Here is a 20,206-nt window from a genome sequence, read left to right on the forward strand (position 1 = left end):
ACAGAACCGGTCAAACCTACAGACGAATGACCATGCTCAACGCGCCGTCATCGCCCGCCAGCGGGCCAGGTTGTGCCGGGCGTCGACCAGGGCGTCGTGCCGGGCCGCGTCCGCGTCCGGCAGGGTCGGCCGACCCCGGTCGTCCCAGAGCTGCCGCAGATCCTTCGTGAACCGGGGAATCTCCCGGGGCAGCGCCGGCATCGCCCCCCAGAGCTGGGCCAGGACCACATGGTCGTACGCCGCGTACCAGGCCCACAGCTCCAACTGCTCGGCCGGCCGGTCCCGGACCGGCTCCATGAGGAAGTCGTACAGGTCGTCGCGGATGCGCTCGCGCGAGCGCCAGGCCCGGTCCGCCGGCGACGGGAGCCGGTCCAGCACGTTACGTCGGACCCAGGGCACGGCACGGGAGTCGTCGAACTCGGTGGAGACCGCGTAGAACTCGCGGCCGTACTCGTCGACGACACCGATCGAGACGAGGTCGACGATCCGGCCGTCCTCGATGAACTCGCAGTCGTAGAAGTAGCGGTAGACCATTCCGGACATCCTCACCCACCGCCGTCCACCGGCCTCCGGCGGGGCCGGTCGCGGGGCCGGTCGCGGCCCCGGTCGGTCCGCGCCGGGACAGCGACGATCCGGGCCGCCGACACCGCCGCGGCGACGATCCTCGGGGTACGCCGCAGCTCGCGACGGTCACGGAAGTGCTTCGAGGGGTGTACAGCAAGCGACCGGACCGTCATGATCTGATGTGTACCGCTACCGGATGCCGAACCGGTGTCAGTTCACCTCGTCAGGGCCATCAGGTTCACCCGGTGAGCGATTGTGTGGTCCATGACCGGGGAGGGGTTGGGCCGTGGAGATGCGCCTGCCGGAGCCGGGTGACGCGCTCACGGGTGTCGAGATGTTCGCTGGGCTGGAGCCCGAGGTGCGGCAACGGGTCATCGCGGCCGCCGTTCCGCGCACCTACCGCAAGGGCCAGCTGCTGTTCGTCGAGAACGACCCGGGCGAGTCGCTCATCGTGCTGCGCCGCGGCGCGGTCGCCGTGTTCCGCACCGCGCCGACCGGCGAGCGGGCGGTGCTGTCGGTGATCCGTCCGCCGGACGTGCTCGGTGAGGTCTCCCTGCTGGACGCCTCCACGCGCTCCGCGTCGGCCGAGGCCATCGAGGACTGCGCGGCGCTCGCGCTCTCCCGGGGCGCGTTCATGGAGCTGGTGCACTCCAACCCGCGCATCCTGGACGCGGTGATGCGGTCGCTGGGCGGGTTGATCCGCCGGCTCACCGAGCAGAACGCCGACCACGTCTTCCTCGACCTGCCGGGTCGGGTCGCCAAGACGCTGGTCCGGCTGGCCGGCGAGAGCCAGGCACCGATGATCACGATCGAGTTGAACCAGAGTCAGTTGGCGGAGATGGCCGGCGGTTCCCGGCAGAGCGTCAACCAGGCCATCGGTTCCTTCGCCAGCCGGGGCTGGCTGCGGACCGAGGGGCGCCGGATCGTGGTCACCGACGTGGCCGCGCTACGCCGCCGGGCGGGCATGAACGACCGCTGAGCTGGCTCGACGGCCCGGCGCCGTCGACCCCCGCACCCGCGCAACGGCCGGGCCGCCCGTGGGCGGCCCGGCCGTTGCGCGGTGTCACCGGGTGGTTCAGACTCCGGGGCTGCCCGGGCCGGCCCACTTGTTCGGGCCCTTGCTGTCGCCGCCCGGACCCGAGGACTGCTCGCTGACGATCCCCTCGGCCTGCAGCGTGGCGAGCGTGGCGGCGTCGACGTCCACCGACTCGCCCGCCGCGTGACTGACGCCCTTGCCGTCGGTCCAGTCACTCTCCAACTTGACGTACACCATTGACCTGTCCCCCTCTGGTCGTTGATCGAAGATGTGGCGGACTGAATGTAGTCGCTCAGGCCGTTGGTGGACTGTCCACAAACCAACAGGCCGGTACCCGACAGCCCTTCCGGCGGCGATACTCCTTGCGGGCGGCGGCGCTGGGGGCGTGGCCGGTATCGCCAGTGGAGGGTGTGTCATCGCCGCGCAGTGTGGGCGTTGTGGACGCACGGCCGCCGACGGTGACCGCTTCTGCGGTGGCTGCGGCACCGAGCTCGGTGCCGTCTGCCCGCACTGCCTGCGTCCGCTCGCCTCGGACGTCGCGTTCTGCACCTCGTGCGGGTCGCCCCGACCGGGCGCGGACCGGCCCGCCGCGCTCACCCCACAGGAGGACCGCCGACGGGTGAGTGTGCTCTTCGTCGACCTCATCGACTTCACCCCGTACGTCGAACGCGCCGATCCGGAGCAGGTCCGCGGCATGCAGACCGGCTTCTTCTCGGCGGCCCGGCGGGTGGTCGGCCAGTACGGCGGGGTGGTGGAGAAGTACATCGGCGACGCCGTGATGGCGCTCTTCGGCGCGCCGATCGCCACCGAGACCGACGCGCTGCGCTGCGTACGGGCGGGGCTGGAGCTGCAACGGGTGCTCACCCGCTTCGCGCCGACCGGCAGCACCGAGATGCGCTTCCGGGTGGGGGTGTCCACCGGTGAGGCCCTCGTCGACGTGGCCGCCGCCCGCGACGGTGGGCAGGCGATCGTGGCCGGTGACGTGGTGAACACCGCCTCGCGGATGCAGTCGGTCGCGCCGCCCGGCGGCGTGCTGGTCTGCGGCACCACGCACGCTCTGACCAAGGACGCGATCCGCTACGAGGAGCAGCCCCCGGTCACCCTGCGCGGGCGGTCGTCGCCCACCGAGGTGTGGCTCGCCCTGTCCCCGCTGCGCCGCCAGCCCACCGACCGGGAGCCGGACACCACGCCCCTGGTGGACCGCGAGCACGAGCTGGGGATGCTGGTCAACGCCCTGCACCGGTCGCTGCGCGACCGGCTGCCCCAGGTGGTGACGATCTTCGGGCGGGCCGGGATCGGCAAGAGCCGGCTGCTGCGCGAGTTGTACCGGCACACCGGCCGGCTGGTGGACGAGCCGCTGACGTGGCGGACGGGACGCTGCCCGCCGTTCGGCGAGAACGTCACGTTCGCCGCGCTCGCCGACATCGTCAAGTCCGAGGCCGGCATCCTGGACACCGACCCGGCCGTCAGCGCGGCCCAGCGGCTGGGCACCGCCGTCGGGGAGCTGATCGGGCCGGGTGAGCGCGACCGGGTGGTCGACGCGCTGCGTCCGCTGGTCGGGCTGCCCGGCACACCGCTGCCGGCGGAAGAGGCCGAGTCGGCGTGGCGGCGCTTCCTACTGGCGCTGGCCGCCCGCCGCCCCACCGTGCTGGTCTTCGAGGACCTGCACTGGGCCGACGACGCGATGCTGCGCTTCGTGGAACTGCTCGGGGCAGCGGCCCGTGAGGTGCCCCTCCTGCTGCTGTGCACCGCCCGCCCGGAGCTGGTCGACCGGGACCCGAGCTGGGCAGGGACGATCACGGGCTCGGTGACCATCACCCTGCCGCCGCTGCGCGACACCGGCATCGCCGCCCTGTACGCGCACCTGTTCGGCCAGGCGGCGTTCTCCGCCGAGATGCTGACGCCGCTCATCGAGGTGGCCGGCGGCAACCCCCTCTACGCGCACGAGTACGTCCGGATGCTGATCGAGCAGGGCGCGCTGCGCCAGTCGGGACGGGGCTGGTCGCTGGACAAGCAACTCGAACTGACCATGCCGGAGAGCGTGCACTCGGTCATCGCCAACCGGGTGGACCTGTTGGACGCCAAGGACCGGGCGGTGCTGCTCGCCGCCTCGGTGGTCGGGGTGCAGTTCTGGCCGGGCGCGGTGGCCGCCGCGCTGGGGCAGCCGGTCGAGTCCGTCGAGCGCGCGCTGCGCCGCCTCGAACAGCGTGACTTCGTGCACGAGCAGGCCGCGTCGACGATGGCCGGGCAGGCCGAGTTCCGGTTCCGGCACGTGCTGGTACGCGACGTCTGCTACCAGCGGCTGCCCCGCACCGAACGGGTGGCGCGGCACGAGCGGGCCGCGGACTGGCTCGACGCGCTGTCGCAGAGCCGCGACACCGACCTGGCCGAGGTCCTCGCCCACCACCGCTGGGCGGCCCACGAGATCGCGCGGTCCCTCGGGATGGAGATCCAGCGGTACGCGGGACCCGCGCGACAGGCGCTGCACCGGGCGGCCCGCCGGGCGTACGCCCTGCACGGGCTGGAAGCGGCGGCGAGCCACGCCGGCCGGGCACTCGGTCTGGCCGACGACAGCGACCCGGTGGGCCGGCTGCAACTGGAGCTGCTGAGCACGGAGATCTCGTTCTACCGGGACGGCAACGCGTTCCTCTCCGGCGGCGGGCCGGAGCAGGTGCAGGCGCTGGCCGACCGGCTGGCGGCGCACGGCGACGACGCCTGCGCCGCGCGGGCGTGGACGCTCCTCGGCCAGGCGGCGTGGCTGCGCGCCGAGCGGGGTGAGGCGTTGGCCTGCCTCGACCGCGCGGTCCAGCTCTTCGAGCCGCTGCCGGACAGCCCGCAGAAGGCCGACGCGTACGCCGAGCTGGGCCGACTGCACATGCTCAACTACGAACGCGACCCGGCGGTGTCGGCGGCGGACACCGCGGCGGAGATCGCCGAGCGGCTGGGCCTGACCGAGACGCGGACCAACGCGCGGATCACCGCGGCCACCGCGCGCTACCAGGCCGGCGACCGGATCGGCCTGGACGAGTTGCACGCCATCGTCGAGTTCAGTCGCGCCGGTCAGCTGCTCGCCCTGCCCCGGGCCACGCAGAACCTGGCCTGGGCCATCCGCGAGGAGGGCGACTGGCTGCGCTCGAACGCCCTGCTCTCGGCTGCTCCGGCGCGTACGGCCAGCGGGCAGACGCTGACCACCAGCTATTCGGCCGAGGCGATGCGGGCCTGGTTCGAGGGTGACTTCGGCCGGCTGCTCGCCGCGGCGGAGGCGTTCGTGGACACGCCGACCGGTAGCTGGGACATGCAGGTACGGGGGCTGCGGTGCTGCCTGCTCGTGCTGCGCGACGACGAGGACCCGGCCGACCTGGTCGACGCGCTGGCCACCGCCCGGCGCAGCGGCTTCCACCGGCTACGCTGGACGATGCTGGGCATGGCCGCGCTGTGCCGGGCGTTGCAGGAGCGGCACGCCGAGGCGGCGGAGCTGATCGACGAGCTGGAGCGGTCCTGGTCGGAGGTGCCGGCGCTGGCCAGCGGGGAGTGGATCGCCGCGGCCGCGTACGCCGGTGCCCTGGCCGGCCGGGATGCCGCGGTGCGGGTCCGGGCGATGCTGGACCGGGTCGGACATCGCACGCCGTGGTCGGAGGCGGCGTTGCGGACGGTGACGGCGGCGGTGGCGGCGGCCGACGGCGACCACCGGCGCGCTGCCGAGCTGCACCTGGCCGCCGCCGAGACGTACGGGCGGATCCCGGACGCGAGCGACCGGGTGTTGGCGCTGGCGCTGGCCGCCGCGGAACTGACCCGGGCGGGTGACCCGGCGGGTGCCCGGGTGCCCCGCGCCGAGGTGCGTACGTTCGCGCTGCGCAACGACGCGCCGGGTCTGCTGGCGCTGACCGGCCGGCCGATCAGCCCGACCGGACCGGCCGTGGCCTGCTGAGACTCAGGCGGCGACGGCCGTCTTGAGCTTCTGCGCGTAGACGTCGACGTACTCGCGGCCGGAGAGCTCCATCACCTCGTACATGATCTCGTCGGTGACCGCGCGCTCGACGAACCGGTCGCCGGCCATCCCGGCGTAGCGGGAGAAGTCCAGCGGGGCGCCGAAGCGGACCCGCACCTGGCCGATCCGGGGCAGCAACCGGCCGGGCGGCTGAAGCTCGTCGGCGTTGAGCATCGCCACCGGCACCACCACCGCGCCGCTCTCCAGGGCCAGCCGGGCCACCCCGGTCTTGCCCCGGTAGAGCCGCCCGTCCGGCGAGCGGGTGCCCTCGGGGTAGATGCCGGCCACGCCCTGGGCGCGCAGCACCCGCAACTGGGTGTCCAGCGCGGCGCGGGCGGCCTGGCCGCCGGAGCGGTCCACCGGGATGGTGCCGGTGCCGACGAAGAACATCTTCATCAGCCACCCCTTGATCCCCTTGCCGGTGAAGTACTCGGCCTTGGCCACGAAGGTGACCCTCCGCGAGACGATCAACGGGATGAAGATCGAGTCGAAGAAGGAGAGGTGATTGCTGGCCAGGATCACCGGGCCGGTCGCCGGCACGTGGCGCAGCCCCTCCACCCGCGGGCGGAAGATCAGCTTGAGCAGCGGACCGAGGATCACGTGCTTCAACAGCCAGTAGAGCACCGGCGTCCTTTCCGAGGGGGGCCGCGACAGCGCCGGCCGTCATCCCCGACGAGCCTACGAAGCGAGCGCTCTCACCACAACGGACGGACGCCCACCACCACGTCGCCACGGACGCGGTAGCCCACGACGGCCTCCCACGCCGGACCCATGTCAACCTCTACTCGCCCTGCTCCGACTCCCACTGCAGGAACTCCTGGTACAGCTGCTCCTCCCGCCGTCGCGTGCGCCGGTGCAGCACCCGGGAGACGACGAGGAGCACGACGCCGCCGCCCAGCATCAGGTAGCCGAGCGCCCGGTCGCCGGTGACCTTCGGAGCGGTGCTGAACAGCAACCCCAGCAGGGCCGAACCCAGGCCCAGGTAGAGCGCGATCCCGGGCGGCGTCTGCCGGTAGTCGAGGTGATGACGCTGCGCGAAGGTCTGAAGGTGCGGCGGGATGTTCAGTTCCTCGTGATCTCCAGCAGCCACGTGCGCCTCTCCGTTCCCGGTCGGTGGCAGATCGGCAGGGCTGCGCTTCGGCGTGGCGGAGCACCTGGCGTCAACGATCACCGAGATCGCACGTCTCGCGCAACAACGGACAAAGAACCACCGCCGTGACCAGCGGCAGCACACCTGACTTTCCAAGACGCGACACAACGCACTCCCGGAACCGGCCCCTGACGTGTCACGATTCAGAGCACGGCGTGCGCACGGGCGTCGAGGGGGCGCAGGTGGCCGCGCCGCAGGGCGCGTTGAGGAGGATGGCCGGGTGTCAGCGGGTGGGGCCCGCCGGGGACGGCGGGACAACGGGCTCGACGCGAGCGAGTACGCCGTCGTCGGCGACGTCGATCCGCGCGTCGGCGAGCACCTGCTCGACGTGCTGGCCGCCGGCGGGATCGCCGCCTACCTGCAACCGTCGGCCGATCTCAACCCGGTCACCCGTACCACCACCGTTCCGGCCCGCCCGGTCGACCGGCTCTACGTCGACCGTTCGCACCTGCGGACCGCCCGCGACTACCTGACGCAGCTCGCCGACGAGAGCACCCCGGAGCAGGCTCCGGCCCGTGACGAGCCGGACATCGACGCGGAGTGGGCCCGGATCGTGGCCGGCTTCCACAGCACCCCCTCGACCGTCGAGGAGCGGCCCTGGCCGGCCGCTGAGGACGTGGACGAACGTGACGACCGGGACACCCGGGACGAGCCGGCGGCCGGTCCGCTCGCCCGCTCCGGCGTCGACGAGGCCGGACCCACCGCGACCGACGTCCGTCGGCTGCCCTCGGCGACCGACTTCTCCGGGATCTCGGTCGGCCGGAACACCCGGGACGACGAGCCCTCGCTGCTGGACGGTCTGGACACCTTCGGCGCGGACCTGCCGGACGACGACGAGGACACCTACCACCCGCCCCCGCCGCCGCCGCTGCCCCGCATCTCCAAATACGCGGTGGTCGGCGCGCTCGCCGTGGTCGTCGGGTTCGTGCTCTTTCTCTTCCCGTCGCTACTCCCGATCGACCGCTCGGCGGTCACCCTGTTCGGGTTCACGGGCATCCTGGCCGGTTTCGTCACGCTGATCTGGCGGCTGCGCCCCGGTGACGAGGAGGACGACGACCCGGACAACGGCGCCGTCGTCTGAAACAGGCCCTACCCCCGGCCCGCATCGCGGGACGCGACCGCCCTCACTCGGGGCGTAACAGTGGTGTAACTTACTGTCAGTAGGAATACCGCTGTACGTCACTTCCCCCGCTGACTGACCGGTTTTCCGTTGCTCGTGGCGGTCAGTCCTCTGCTGATCGGAATGCCCGAGATGCGACAGAGTTCCCTCGTGGTGGTGGCCAACCGCCTCCCCATCGACGACAACCAGGCCCCGGATGGCGCCTGCGAGTGGCGACGTAGCCCCGGAGGGCTGGTCAGCGCGCTACACCCGCTGCTGCGGCACACCCCGGCGATCTGGGTCGGCTGGGCTGGCGGCACCGGCCCGGCACCCGCCCTGCCGGACGTGGACGGCGTCCACATGCACACCGTCGCTCTCAGCCACGAGGACCTGCGCGACCACTACGAAGGCTTCGCCAACGCGACCCTCTGGCCGCTCTACCACGACGCCGTCGAGCAACCCGAGCACCACCGGCGCTGGTGGGAGGCGTACCAGCGGGTCAACCAGCGGTTCGCGGAGGCGACCGCCGAGGTGGCCGAGCCGGGTGGCGTGGTCTGGATACAGGACTACCACCTGCAACTCGTACCCGGGCTGCTGCGCGCGCTCCGCCCCGACCTGCGCATCGGGTTCTTCCTGCACGTGCCGTTCCCGCCGCCGGAGCTGTTCATGCAGCTACCGCGCCGCGCAGAGCTACTGCGCGGCATGCTCGGGGCCGACCTGGTGGGCTTCCAGCGCGCCCAGGCGGCGCACAACTTCGCCCAACTGGTCACCCGGGTGCTGGAGCTGCCGGCCACCGACCGTCGGATCGGGATCGACGACCGGGTGGTCCGGATCGGCGCGTTCCCCGTCTCGATCGACACGGCCGAGATGGCCGCCCTGGCCGCCCGCCCCGACGTGGCCGCCCGGGCCCGCCGCCTGCGGCAGGATCTCGGCGATCCCCGGCACGTCATCCTCAGCGTGGACCGGATGGACTACACCAAGGGCATCGAGCAGCGGCTCAAGGCGTACAGCGAGCTGCTGGCCAGCGGCGACGTCAAGGTCCGCGACACGGTGCTCGTCCAGGTCGCCATGCCCAGCCGGGAACGCGTCGGTCAGTACCAGATCCTGCGCGAACGCATCGAACGCGAGGTGGGCCGGATCAACGGCGAGTTCGGGCGGGTCGGCGAGCCGGCCATCCACTACCTCACCCAGCCCTTCGACCGGGCGGAGCTGGCGGCGCTCTACCGGGTCGCCGACGTGATGGCGGTGACCCCGCTACGCGACGGGATGAACCTGGTCGCCAAGGAGTACGTCGCCGCCCGGGTGGACGACACCGGGGCGTTGCTGCTCAGCGAGTTCGCCGGCACCGCCGCCGAGCTGTCCCAGGCGTACCTGGTGAACCCGCACGACCTGGAGGGGCTCAAGCAGGCGCTGCGCACGGCGCTGCGGGCCGACCCCGCCGACGTCACCGACCGCATGCGGGCGATGCGCGCCCACCTGCACGAGCACGACATCCGGGCCTGGGCCCGTTCCTACCTGAGCGCCCTCGACGAGACGGGCGCGCTGGTCGGCCGCCTCACCAGCACCGACGGCGCCGCCCGGGTGCCGCACCCGGCGAGCCGGGCGACCCAGCACGCCGGCGGCTGACCGGGCGCATGGTCACCGGGCGGCGGGCTCCTTCTCCAACCAGTCCAGGATCGCGTCGATCGGCTCGGACCAGCGTGCGTCGAGCATCAGGTCGTGCCCCATGCCGGGGAAGAGCAGCGGCGCCGACCCGTACCGGCGGGCGATCCGCGTCAACGTCGACGCCGGCACCACCCGGTCGTCCGGGCTGCCCAGCACCAGCACCGGGGGCTCGCCCACGGCCGGCTCGGCCGCCGGCTCGCCCAGCAGCGCCCACTGCGCGCGGCGGCCGGCGCGGCCCAGTCGCGCCACGTGCCGGCGGGCCTCCTCGTCGGGCAGTTCCCGACTGAACAGCTGCGCCCGGCTGAGCCGCAGCGGGCCGCCGAACACCGCCGGCAACGTCCCGGCCGGGTTGCGGCGCACCGCCGTGGCGAACATCCCCCAGCCACCGAAGACCGGCGCGACCAGCACCGCGCCGCGCGCCGGGTAACGCGCCATCGCGTGGGCCACCACGAGCGCCCCGGCGCCGTGCCCCACCAGGACCGCCTGGCGCGGCAGGCTCGCGGCCACCTGGGTCACATCGTGGGCGTACGCGCGCAGCGTCGCCTCCGGCGCCGGCTCACTGCCGCCGTGCCCCCGCAGGCTCAGCGCGTACGCCGGGAAGCCCCGCGACGCGGCATGGCCCAGCCAGTGCTCGGCGAACGCCCACGCCCCGTGCCCGAACCCGGGTACGAACAGCAACGGCGGACGCCCCTGTTCCAACTCGGGTACGGCGCTGAGCACCTCCCGGCGGGCGGGCCGGACCGGACGAGCCCACTCCCGGCCCCGCATGATCCGCAGCTCGGTCACTGATCCAGCCTTTCGTTCGCGACTGCGGGGCTCGCAAGCTCACTCCTCGCGCTCACTTACCCTCCAGCTCGACCAGGGCGCGCTGGACGGCGCGCAGGTAGTCGGCGTGCCCGACCTCGAACCAGTGCCGGCTGCTGTCCTTGACCTGACCCGCGTAGCGCTCCCCGGCCCGGTCCCGGACCCGCTGCGCGAACGCGGCGGCCCGGTCGGGTCGGTCCTGTCGGGCCCGCAGCAGCCGCGCGAAGAGCACCGTCTGCCAGTGGGAGAGGGTGAACAGGCCGGAGTCCGGCTGCACCAGACCGGCGACGGCCAGCGTGGGGTGCCCGGGCGTGAAGGCGTTGAGCCAGAGCGTGGGACGGCCGGTGCCGGCGCTGTCGCCGAACACCGACGCGTCGAGGAACTCGAAGCGCGGCAGGTAGCCGGTGGCGAAGATGACCAGCTCGGGGTCGATCTCGCGGCCGTCGGCCAGCTCCACGCCGTACGGCTGGAACCGGGCGACGTCGGGCACCGGGCCGATCCCGCCGTGGCCCACGTAGTAGACGAGCTGGCTGTTGGCGATCGGGTGCGTCTCGTACACCCGGTGGTCGGGCTTGGGCAGCCCGAAGCGGGTCAGGTTGCCGACGGTCAACCGCATCGTCCAGTGGTAGAGCCACTGGCGGACCCGCAGCGGCACCCGCAGTGCCAGCAGCGCGTCGTTGATCTGGTCGGCCGGACGACCCAGCACGTACTTCGGGGCGTACCAGTAGCCACGCCGGGTGGAGTGCCAGCAGCGCGACGCCTGCTGGGCGGCCTCGACGGCGATGTCACAGCCGGTGTTGCCGGCACCGACCACGAGCACCCGCTTGCCGCGCAACTGCGCCGGGTCCTTGTAGGACGACGCGTGCATGATCTCGCCGCGGAATTCCTCCAGGCCCTCGTAGCGGGGCAGCTTCGGCGACCAGTTGTGCCCGTTGGCGATCACCACGGCGGCGTAGCGGGAGGTGCGCTCCGGGCCGTACCCGCCGGTGGAGCGGGTCGTCACGTCCCACCGCTGGTCCGGCGCGGGCTCGACCCGGACCACCTCGGTGCCGAACCAGATGTGCGAACGCAGGTCGAAGTGGTCGGCGTACCGCTCGAAGTACGACAGGAGCTGGCTGTGGTGGGGGTAGTCCGGCCAGGAGTCCGGCATCGGGAAGTCGGGGAACTGGGTGAACGGCTTCGACGAGATCAGGTGGGTGCTGGCGTACACCGGGCTGCGGTCGTGCCGCCAGTTCCAGGCGCCGCCGACGCCGGTCTCGCGTTCGTAGCAGTCCACCCCGAACCCGTGCTCGCGCAGGTTCTTGATGGCGGCGAGGCCGCTGGCCCCGGCCCCGATGACGCAGACCGTGTCGCCCCGGTCGGAGAGCGAGCGGCCGTCGCGGCTCTGCGCGGACGGGACCGCATCCGGGTCGGGCCGACCCTGGTCGGTGGAGGTGGACACCGGAACATCTCCTTCGTACGGCACGGGTGCCGGTTCGCCGCGAAATCCTCTCCACATCGGAGCCGGATGTCCAGCCCCGGCGGGGACCGATCGGCGGGTCTCGACCGGTGGGGGTCAGGCCGTGGTGGGCAGCAGTAGGTCGACGAGGACCGGAAAGTGGTCGCTGGCCCGGCGGGTCTGCGGGGTGTCCACCACGTCGTAGTCGACCACGGTGATCCGGGGATCGACGAAGAGCGCGTCGATCCGTCGGCGCGGGTCCGCGCACGAGTAGGTGAGCCGTTCCGCCCGGTCGGCCGCGACCGCCGCGTCGGTCAGGCCGCGCGCCACCGTCGCCCAGGCCGGCCCGTCCGGGCCCTCGTTCAGGTCGGCGCCCGCCACCACCGGGGCATTCGCCGCGTCCAGACCGCGCCGGAACTCGGCGGCCTGCGCGGGCCGTTCCGCCGGGTCGGTGGACAGGTGCGAGCCGGCGAGGGTGAAGCGGGCGTCGCCGACCCGGCAGTCGGCGTACGCCGCGCCGCGCAGGTGCCGGCCCGGGGTGAGCGGGAAGCGCTGGCACCGGGCGCCGCGCACCTGCACCCGCAGGCTGGTCAGCAGCAGGTTGCCCAGGGCGGGCAGGCCTCCGGCGGCCACCACCAGGCCGAACGACTCGGCCAGCGTGGCCGACTTCTGCCGCCACCGGAACCGGCGCGGCCCCTCCTGCACGATCACGACGTCCGGCTGCACGGCCCGGACGACCGCCGCCAGCGCGGCGGTGTCGTCGCGCTGGCTGTGGATGTTGTACGACACCACGCGCAGCGGTACACCCATCTCCTGGCCGCCCTCAGATCCGGCGGGCCAGGTCGGCCGCGCCGATCACCCCGGCGCTGTTGCCCAGCTCGGCGGGGAGCACCTCGGCCACCGGCAGGCGTCCCCGCTGGGCCAGCGCGTCGAGGTACGAGCGACGCGTCGGGCCGAGCAGCAGGTCACCGGCGTCGATCACACCGCCGCCGACGACCAGTGCCTGCGGATCGAGGATCTGCGCCATGTCGGCGAGGCTGGTGCCCAGCCACCGGCCGATCTGCGCGAACGCCTCGGCGGAGACCGGATCGCCGCCCTGCGCGGCGGCGGTCACCATGTGGCCGGTGATCGCCTCGGGCTCGCCGCCGGCCAGCTCCAGCAGCGCGGTGGCCCGCTGCGGTTCCTGTCGGGCGCCGGCCCGGGCGAAGCGGACCAGCGCGCTGCCGCTGGCGTACTGCTCGATGCAGCCGAGCCGCCCGCAGCCGCACTGGTGCCCGTCCGGCACGGCCAGCATGTGACCCAGCTCCGCGGCGATGCCGTGCGCGCCGCGCATCAGCTCGCCGCCGAGGACGATGCCACCGCCGACGCCGGTGCCGATGGTGAACATGATCATCGAGTCGTCGGCGGCGCGGGCCGCGCCGTAGCGGAACTCGGCCCACGCGGCCACGTTGGCGTCGTTCTCCACGATCACCGGCAGGCCGACGGCGGCACTCACGTACTCGCGCAGCGGCTCGTCGCGCCAGGCCAGGTTGGGGGCGAAGAGCACGGTCGAGCGGGTGGCGTCGATCCAGCCGGCCGCGCCGATACCGACTCCCTCGATCGTCCGCCCGGCCGCCAGCTCGTCGACCAGCTCGATGATGACGTCGCGGGTCTTCGCGACGTCGTCGGCGGGGGTGTCCCGTCGGCTCTGCACGAGGACCGTGCCGGTGTCGTCCACGACACCGCCGGCCACCTTCGTGCCACCCACGTCGACTCCGATGGTCAGCGTCACCGCCGCCGCTCCCCTCTGCTGTGCTGTCCGGCTCACGCGCGCCACGGGGCACGCCGGTCCGGATCGCGATGTCCCGCGCTCAGGCGCCGCCGCCCGGCGCGTCCGCGCCGGTGTCGTCGGACGCCCGCGAAGCGGGCACCACGGGTCGGCTGGTCGGCACCGGCGCGGCCACCGCCCCGGCGTCGTCGACGGGTGCCGCGGTGGCCGGGGCGGGTGTGTCCGCCGACCGGGTGGCGACCGACCAGACATCCCGCTCCGGCGCCGGTTGGGAATCATGCCCGGTGCGGGTGGCATCGCGCCACACGTGCTCGTCGACGGCCTCGGCCGACCGCGCGGTCGGGGCGGCCCGCGGTGCCTCGCGGTCGTCGTCCGCACCGGCCGCCGCCTGCGACGACGCGGTCGACTCCGGCACGGTCGCCGGGGACGGCTCCGGCGGCGCGAACGCGCGGAGGAGGCTGGCCACGCCGGCGGCGAGGTCGCCCGCGCCGGTGGCGAGGCGTTCGGCGAATTCCGGACTCGGGTCGCGTAACGCGGCGATGCCCCGACAGACCGGGCAGACGCAGCATTCGGCCGAACCGGTGGCGAAACCACCTCGGGCGCGATCGCCGCCGTCCGGAGCACCACTGTGACCGAGGACACCGGCCAACATCCCGCCCAACGGGCCGAACGCTCCGCCCGTCGACCCGCTGGACGCCAGACGCGCCCCCGCGAGCAGGGTCGCCACCAGACGTTCCGCCTCTTCCCGGGCCGAACCCGGGTCCGTTCCGCCCACCCTCGGCTCCTCTACCCCACCGCCGGACGCGTCACTGCGCCGCACCGGGTGCTTCTACCCGGCGCTTGAGCTGCTTCAACGCCGTATCCATGATCATTTTCTCGGCCTTACGCCGGAACATGCCCAGCATCCCCACGGACAGCTCGACCTCCAGCGTGTACGTCACCGTGGTGGTCCCGTCCGGGTTCGCCACCAGGTCGTACGAGCCGCGCTGGCTCTTCTGCATCTTCGAGGGGGCGACCAGGTGCCACTCGACGCGGGACAGGTCCTCGGCGTACTCGTAGGCGAGCACGTACTCGTCGGCCATCACCCCGGCGTCGATGGTGAACCGCACCTGGCTGGCGTAGCCGTCCTCGTACTCCTCGATCACCTCGGCACGGCGGACCGCCTCGGTCCACTCGGGGTAACTCGGGAAGTCGCAGATGACCGTCGCCACCCGGTCGGGTGACGCGCCGATGATGATCGACTGGGTGGAGGAGTCCGCCATGGGGGGAGGCTACCCGGCTGACGCCGCACACACCCCGCGCCGCCCCCGCCGCGCCCTGCCTACCGCATCGGAACCGCCCGCCGGGTAGGTTTCGACAGAGCCGTTGCTCTCGGGCAGAGTCCGGCCCAGGCCAGTGCGAGCACGAAGGAGTGCAAGTGCGCGAGTTCTCCGTTCCGCCGATCGTCACCGTTGGCGAGGCGGCCAACCTCACCGATCCGGTCTGGGACAACGCCGAGATCGCGCCGGACGCCGTGCAGTTCGCCCGCGCCACCCGCTCCGCCGACGGCGGCGACACCACCACCTGGGCCGAGGTGACCTGCCTGGCGTTCCGCGACGAGGTGGCAGCCGTGGCCCGGGGCCTGATCGCCGCCGGCATCCAGCCGGGCGCGCGGGTCGCCCTGATGAGCCGGACGCGCTACGAGTGGACCCTGCTCGACTACGCCATCTGGGCGGCCGGCGGGGTCACCGTACCGATCTACGAGACCTCCAGCGCCGAGCAGACCGCCTGGATCATCGCCGACTCGGGCGCGGTCGCCGCGCTCGTCGAAACCGGTGCCCACGCCGACCTGATCGCCGGTGTCCGCGACCGCCTGCCCGAACTGGCCCACGTCTGGCAGATCGACGGGGGCGCGGTCGACGAGCTGGTCACCGCCGGCGCGGCGGTCGAACTGGCCCAGGTCGACCAGCGCCGCAAGGCGGTCCGCGCCGACGACCTGGCCACCATCATCTACACCAGCGGCACCACCGGCCGCCCCAAGGGCTGCGTGCTGACCCACCGCAACATGTACGCCGACATCGCCAACGCGGTGCCGGTGCTGCCGAACCTGTTCAACGCCGGCGCGAGCACGCTGCTCTTCCTGCCGCTGGCGCACGCGTTCGCCCGGCTCATCCAGATCGGCGTGGTGCAGGCACGGGCCACTCTCGCGCACTGCGCCGACACGAAGAACCTGGTCGGCGAATTGCAGGAGTTCCGCCCGACCTTCGTGCTGTCCGTGCCCCGGGTGTTCGAGAAGGTCTACAACGCGGCCAAGCAGAAGGCCGAGGCCGACGGCAAGGGCGGCGTCTTCGCCCGCGCCGAGCAGGTCGCCATCGCGTACAGCGAGGCTCTGGAGACCCCGCGCGGTCCGGGCCTCGCGCTGCGCGCGCAGCACGCGGTCTTCGACCGGCTCGTCTACCGCAAGCTGCGCGCGGCGCTCGGCGGGCGGTGCCGCGACGCGATCTCCGGCGGCGCACCCCTGGGCGCGCGGCTCGGCCATTTCTTCCGCGGCGTCGGCGTGACGGTCCTGGAGGGGTACGGGTTGACCGAGACGTCCCCCGCCGCCGCCGCGAACCTGCCCACCGGCACCCGGATCGGGACCGTCGGCCGGCCGCTGCCCGGCGTGACCGTCCGGATCGAGGACGACGGCGAGATCCTGATCTCCGGTGAGCTGGTCTTCCAGGGTTACTGGCACAACGAGGCGGCCACCGCGGAGGCGCTCAGCCCCGACGGCTGGTTCCGCACGGGCGATCTGGGCCAGCTCGACGCCGACGGCTTCCTGAGCATCACCGGCCGCAAGAAGGAGCTGATCGTGACCGCCGGCGGCAAGAACGTCGCCCCGGCGGTGCTGGAGGACCAGGTCCGGGCGCACCCGTTGATCAGCCAGTGCGTCGTCGTCGGCGACGCGAAGCCGTTCATCGCGGCGCTGGTCACCATCGACGAGGAGGCGCTGCCGACCTTCCTGGCGAACGCCGGGCTGCCCCCGGAGACCCCGATCGAGACGCTGCGCGAGCACGAGGGACTGCGCGCCGAGGTGCAGTCCGCCGTCGACGCCGCGAACCAGGCCGTGTCGAAGGCCGAGGCGATCAAGGTCTTCCGGATCCTGCCCCGCGACTTCACCGAGGCCACCGGCGAGCTGACCCCGTCGCTCAAGGTCAAACGCCAGGTCGTGCACAAGACGTACGCGGCGGAGATCGCCGACATCTACCGCGGCTGACTACGATCCGTCACGTGCCCGCATCCACACCCACCGCCCCGCACCCGCATCCTCTCGCCGCGGCCGCCCGCCTGGTGATGCTGGCGCTGGTCGCGATCCTGACCCTGTTCGCCACCCGCGACGTCACCCAGCTGTGGTGGATCGCGCTGCTGGCGGTCGCCGGGCTGCCCTCCCTGCTCGCTCCGCAGCACCGGCTGGTCGGGCCGTTGAGCCGGGTGGCCGAGGTGGTGGTGCTGGGGCTGGCCGCGAGCCAGGTCGCCGCGGTCGCCTCGATCGGCGGCACGGTCGACGGGCTCGGCGCCTCCGCCGTGCTGCCCTACCTGGCGGTGCCGGTGACCGTCACCGCGCTGCGCCGCCGCTTCCGCGAGGGCGCGGCACTGCTCGCGGTGACCGCCGGCACGCTGCTGGTCGCCGGGGCGCTGACCCAGATCGACGGGGAACGTCAACTCGGCCAGGTCGGCTACCTCGCGGTCTGCGCGCAGTGGTTGATCCTGGCCGCGCTCGGGCTCTACGCCGCCGGCACCCTGCACCGGGTGATGGCCGTCCGCGCCGACGGCAAGCCCCAGCCGTACGCCGAGGCCACCCGGCTGTTGACCCAACTGCGGACGGTCGCCCGGCAACTGCCCGGGGCGACCCTGGACCCGGGAGGCATCTCCGAGCACCTGATCGACGAGCTGCGCACGGTGGCCCGGGCGGACCGGGGCGCGGTGCTGTCCGCCAGCGGCGGCGGTCGGCTCGTGGTGCTCGCCCAGGCCGGGGCGGACCGCGTGGACTGGGAGACGACGCTGGACGCGGACTCGGCGATCGCCGACGCCTGGGCCAGTCAGCAGGCCACCACCGCCGCCCGCTCGCAGTCCCGCTCGCACCGGGGTCCGGACGTGTCCGCGCTGATCGTCCCGCTGGTCGCGGGGGTACGCACGGTGGGGCTGGTGGTGTTGGAGGCCGACGTCGCGCAGGCGTACCCGCCGCCGGTGGTGTCCCGGGTGACCGCGCTGACCCGGCCGGCCGCGCTGCGGCTGGAGGCGGCGCTGCTGTTCGACGAGGTCCGGTCGCTGGCCACCAACGAGGAGCGCCAGCGGCTGGCCCGGGAGATCCACGACGGGGTGGCGCAGGAGCTGGTGATGGTCGGCTACGGCATCGACAACGCCCTGGCCACCGTCTTCGACGACGCGGACGAGACGGCCGAGGCGCTGCGGACGCTGCGCGGCGAGGTGACCCGGGTGATCACCGAGCTGCGGTTGAGCCTCTTCGAGCTGCGCAGCGAGGTGGACCGGCAGGGCGGCCTGGCGGCCGCGATCGCCGAGTACGCCCGCACCGTCGGCGCCTCGGGCGGGTTGCGGGTGCACCTGTCGCTGGACGAGTCCACGGCCCGCCTGCCGGCCGCCACCGAGGCCGAGTTGCTGCGCATCGCGCAGGAGGCCGTGACCAACGCCCGCAAGCACGCCGGAGCGTCCAATTTGTGGGTCACGTGTGAGGTCGACCCCCCGTACGCGCAAATAGAAGTGTCGGATGACGGTCAGGGGATGGCTGACCAGCGCCCCGACGGGCGGTACGGTCTTGCGATCATGGCCGAGAGGGCGGAACGTATCCGGGGCCGGTTGGAGATCAGGCCGCGGCAACCCAGCGGCACGACCGTGGCGGTGGTTCTCGGCACCTCGTCCCGGCGCGATAACGTGCGTGACAGCGCAGCACCAGAAGGGGAGTAACCCGAGGATGACCACAAGTCCGACACCGGCCACCCGCACCAAGGTCCTCCTTGTCGACGATCATGACCTGATTCGTAAGGGCCTGCGGCACGCCTTCGAGCGCGACCGCCAGTTCGAGGTCGTCGGCGAGGCCGCGACCGCGGCAGAGGGGGTACGCCAGGCCGGCGCCCTCCAGCCGGACGTGGTGATCATGGATCTGCGGCTGCCCGACGGCAGCGGCCTGGAGGCCACCCGCGCGCTGCGCAAGTCCAGCGCGTCGATGGGCATCGTGGTGCTGACCATGTACGCCGGCGACGACCAGCTCTTCGGGGCGCTGGAGGCCGGTGCGAGCGCCTTCGTGCCCAAGACCGCCCCGGCCGACGAGGTCGTGGCCGCCGCGCGGCACGCCGCCTCGTCGCCGAGCGCGTTCACGGCCGCCGACCTGGCCGAGGCGATGAAGCGTCGACTCGCCCCCTCCGGCCCGCAGCTCTCCCCGCGCGAGGGGCAGGTGCTGCGGCTGCTCGCCGACGGGATGAGCGTGGCGGGCATCGCCAAGCAGCTCTTCGTCAGCGAGTCCACGGCGAAGACGCACATCTCCAAGCTCTACGAGAAGCTCGGCGCCGCCAACCGGGCGCAGGCCCTGATGACCGCGCTGCGGCTCGGCCTGCTCGAAGCGCCGGACGCGCCGAAGTTCTGACCCGCGCCCGTTCGTCGAAGCGCAATCCGGTAACCGAAGGTCCGCGCCGGCTCGTCGCCGGTGCGGACCTTCGCGTATCGACCGACGTCCGCGACGAGTGGGCGGCACGCTATGGTCTGGCGGGTACCGCGGGGGCACAATACCCGCGCGGGCGATGACGCCCGCGTCGTGGACTCAAGGGGTGAGCGCATGCAGCGGCCGGACTGGGCGCCCGACACCATCGACATCGAGCGCCCGAGCGTCGCCCGGATGTACGACTACTACCTCGGCGGATCGCACAACTTCGCCGCCGACCGGGCCGCCGCGCAGGCGATGGTGGCGGCCGTACCGGAGGCGCCGCTGGCCGCGCAGGCCAACCGGGCGTTCCTGCGCCGGGCGGTCCACCACCTCGCCGAGGCCGGCGTCCGCCAGTTCCTGGACATCGGCTCGGGCATCCCCACGGTCGGCAACGTGCACGAGATCGCCCAGCGGATCGACCCGGCGTCCCGGGTGGTCTACGTGGACGTCGACCCGGTCGCGGTGGCGCACAGCCGGGAGATCCTGGCCGGCAACGACCGGGCCACCATCGTCCAGGAGGACCTGCGACACCCGGAGGAGATCCTGGCGCACCCCGACACGCGTCGGCTGCTCGACCTCAGCCAGCCGGTGGCGGTGATGATCGTGGCCGTCCTGCACTTCGTCCCCGACGACGACCGGCCGGCGGAGTTGCTGGCGACGCTTCGGGACGCGTTGGCGCCCGGCAGCTACCTGGTGCTGTCGCAGGCCAGCGACGACGGCCGCGCCGGTGAGGAGCGCGCCGAGGCCGAACGCGTCTACCGGCGTACCGACAGTCCGCTCACGATTCGCAACCGGGCCGAGCTGACCGCCCTCTTCGACGGGTTCGAGCTGGTCGACCCGGGCGTCGTCTGGGTGCCACAGTGGCGACCGGACACCCCCGAGAGCGCGGAGGACGCCGAGCGGGCGGTCTTCATGGGCGGCGTCGGGCGACTCGGTGACTGAGCCGCCCTCGGCGGTCACCCGCCCCGGCACCTTCGCCCGCGCCTGGGCCAAGGCGGTCTCCGGTACGAGTTACCTGCC

General features: G+C 73.0%; 19 protein-coding genes. 8 read left to right on the forward strand and 11 right to left on the reverse strand.

The window, feature by feature from the left end; all coding sequences use genetic code 11:
- Window positions 1–36: 36 nt before the first annotated feature.
- Together ACN269_RS11050 and ACN269_RS11055 are read right to left on the reverse strand one after the other, a co-directional pair.
- Window positions 37–534 carry a polyadenylate-specific 3'-exoribonuclease AS gene (locus tag ACN269_RS11050; RefSeq protein WP_421476283.1) on the reverse strand — a complete coding sequence of 166 codons (498 nt, stop codon included), beginning with the start codon at window positions 532–534 and terminating at the stop codon, window positions 37–39.
- A gap of 11 nt (window positions 535–545) precedes the next feature.
- Complete coding sequence (locus ACN269_RS11055) at window positions 546–737, reverse strand: hypothetical protein (RefSeq protein ID WP_421472359.1); 192 nt, start codon at window positions 735–737, stop codon at window positions 546–548.
- Between the two features lie 113 nt (window positions 738–850).
- Between ACN269_RS11055 and ACN269_RS11060 the strand changes: the two genes are divergently transcribed.
- Window positions 851–1,543 carry a Crp/Fnr family transcriptional regulator gene (locus ACN269_RS11060; protein WP_007463121.1) on the forward strand — a complete coding sequence of 231 codons (693 nt, stop codon included), beginning with the start codon at window positions 851–853 and terminating at the stop codon, window positions 1,541–1,543.
- Between the two features lie 96 nt (window positions 1,544–1,639).
- On the opposite strand, the gene ACN269_RS11065 is transcribed toward ACN269_RS11060, so the two are convergent.
- The gene (locus tag ACN269_RS11065; protein ID WP_421472360.1) at window positions 1,640–1,837 is read right to left on the reverse strand and encodes a hypothetical protein; all 198 of its coding nucleotides are present in this window, start codon (window positions 1,835–1,837) and stop codon (window positions 1,640–1,642) included.
- 148 nt (window positions 1,838–1,985) lie between these two features.
- On the opposite strand from ACN269_RS11065, the gene ACN269_RS11070 reads away from it, so the two are divergent.
- Window positions 1,986–5,528 (forward strand): adenylate/guanylate cyclase domain-containing protein, encoded by a 3,543-nt coding sequence (locus ACN269_RS11070; protein WP_421472361.1) that lies wholly within the window; start codon window positions 1,986–1,988, stop codon window positions 5,526–5,528.
- Window positions 5,529–5,531: 3 nt separating this feature from the next.
- Here the strand turns inward: ACN269_RS11070 and ACN269_RS11075 are convergent, their stop codons facing one another.
- Together ACN269_RS11075 and ACN269_RS11080 are read right to left on the reverse strand one after the other, a co-directional pair.
- Complete coding sequence (locus tag ACN269_RS11075; protein WP_421472362.1) at window positions 5,532–6,212, reverse strand: lysophospholipid acyltransferase family protein; 681 nt, start codon at window positions 6,210–6,212, stop codon at window positions 5,532–5,534.
- Window positions 6,213–6,369: 157 nt separating this feature from the next.
- On the reverse strand, window positions 6,370–6,678 hold the full coding sequence (locus tag ACN269_RS11080; RefSeq protein ID WP_421472363.1) for a hypothetical protein: 309 nt from the start codon (window positions 6,676–6,678) through the stop codon (window positions 6,370–6,372).
- A 280-nt stretch (window positions 6,679–6,958) separates the two neighbouring features.
- Here ACN269_RS11080 and ACN269_RS11085 point away from each other — a divergent pair, with 280 nt between their 5' ends.
- Window positions 6,959–7,819 (forward strand): DUF308 domain-containing protein, encoded by an 861-nt coding sequence (locus tag ACN269_RS11085; protein WP_421472364.1) that lies wholly within the window; start codon window positions 6,959–6,961, stop codon window positions 7,817–7,819.
- A gap of 171 nt (window positions 7,820–7,990) precedes the next feature.
- Window positions 7,991–9,463 (forward strand): alpha,alpha-trehalose-phosphate synthase (UDP-forming), encoded by a 1,473-nt coding sequence (locus ACN269_RS11090; RefSeq protein ID WP_421472365.1) that lies wholly within the window; start codon window positions 7,991–7,993, stop codon window positions 9,461–9,463.
- Window positions 9,464–9,475: 12 nt separating this feature from the next.
- Here the strand turns inward: ACN269_RS11090 and ACN269_RS11095 are convergent, their stop codons facing one another.
- From ACN269_RS11095 to ACN269_RS11120, 6 genes are all read right to left on the reverse strand, one after another.
- Window positions 9,476–10,270, reverse strand: a complete 795-nt coding sequence (locus ACN269_RS11095) for an alpha/beta hydrolase (protein ID WP_421476285.1) — start codon at window positions 10,268–10,270, stop codon at window positions 9,476–9,478.
- Between the two features lie 70 nt (window positions 10,271–10,340).
- A complete protein-coding gene (locus ACN269_RS11100) occupies window positions 10,341–11,747 on the reverse strand; it encodes a flavin-containing monooxygenase (protein WP_421472366.1) in 1,407 nt (468 codons plus the stop codon).
- A 114-nt stretch (window positions 11,748–11,861) separates the two neighbouring features.
- Entirely contained in the window at window positions 11,862–12,554 is a 693-nt protein-coding gene (locus ACN269_RS11105; protein ID WP_421472367.1) for an endonuclease/exonuclease/phosphatase family protein, read from the reverse strand.
- Between the two features lie 13 nt (window positions 12,555–12,567).
- Window positions 12,568–13,515 carry an ROK family glucokinase gene (locus tag ACN269_RS11110; protein WP_421472368.1) on the reverse strand — a complete coding sequence of 316 codons (948 nt, stop codon included), beginning with the start codon at window positions 13,513–13,515 and terminating at the stop codon, window positions 12,568–12,570.
- Between the two features lie 79 nt (window positions 13,516–13,594).
- Complete coding sequence (locus tag ACN269_RS11115; protein ID WP_421472369.1) at window positions 13,595–14,287, reverse strand: hypothetical protein; 693 nt, start codon at window positions 14,285–14,287, stop codon at window positions 13,595–13,597.
- 31 nt (window positions 14,288–14,318) lie between these two features.
- Entirely contained in the window at window positions 14,319–14,774 is a 456-nt protein-coding gene (locus ACN269_RS11120; RefSeq protein ID WP_421472370.1) for an SRPBCC family protein, read from the reverse strand.
- Between the two features lie 155 nt (window positions 14,775–14,929).
- Here ACN269_RS11120 and ACN269_RS11125 point away from each other — a divergent pair, with 155 nt between their 5' ends.
- The 4 genes from ACN269_RS11125 (at window position 14,930) to ACN269_RS11140 (ending at window position 20,128) form a co-directional block, all read left to right on the forward strand.
- Complete coding sequence (locus ACN269_RS11125; RefSeq protein WP_421472371.1) at window positions 14,930–16,747, forward strand: AMP-dependent synthetase/ligase; 1,818 nt, start codon at window positions 14,930–14,932, stop codon at window positions 16,745–16,747.
- 14 nt (window positions 16,748–16,761) lie between these two features.
- The gene (locus ACN269_RS11130) at window positions 16,762–18,453 is read left to right on the forward strand and encodes a GAF domain-containing sensor histidine kinase (protein ID WP_421472372.1); all 1,692 of its coding nucleotides are present in this window, start codon (window positions 16,762–16,764) and stop codon (window positions 18,451–18,453) included.
- Between the two features lie 7 nt (window positions 18,454–18,460).
- Complete coding sequence (locus ACN269_RS11135; RefSeq protein ID WP_007072219.1) at window positions 18,461–19,129, forward strand: response regulator transcription factor; 669 nt, start codon at window positions 18,461–18,463, stop codon at window positions 19,127–19,129.
- Window positions 19,130–19,318: 189 nt separating this feature from the next.
- Window positions 19,319–20,128, forward strand: coding sequence for an SAM-dependent methyltransferase (locus ACN269_RS11140; protein ID WP_421472373.1), 810 nt, complete (start codon window positions 19,319–19,321; stop codon window positions 20,126–20,128).
- Window positions 20,129–20,206: the final 78 nt, after the last annotated feature.

It is taken from the genome of Micromonospora sp. WMMD736 (assembly GCF_049179015.1).
GTDB lineage: Bacteria > Actinomycetota > Actinomycetes > Mycobacteriales > Micromonosporaceae > Micromonospora.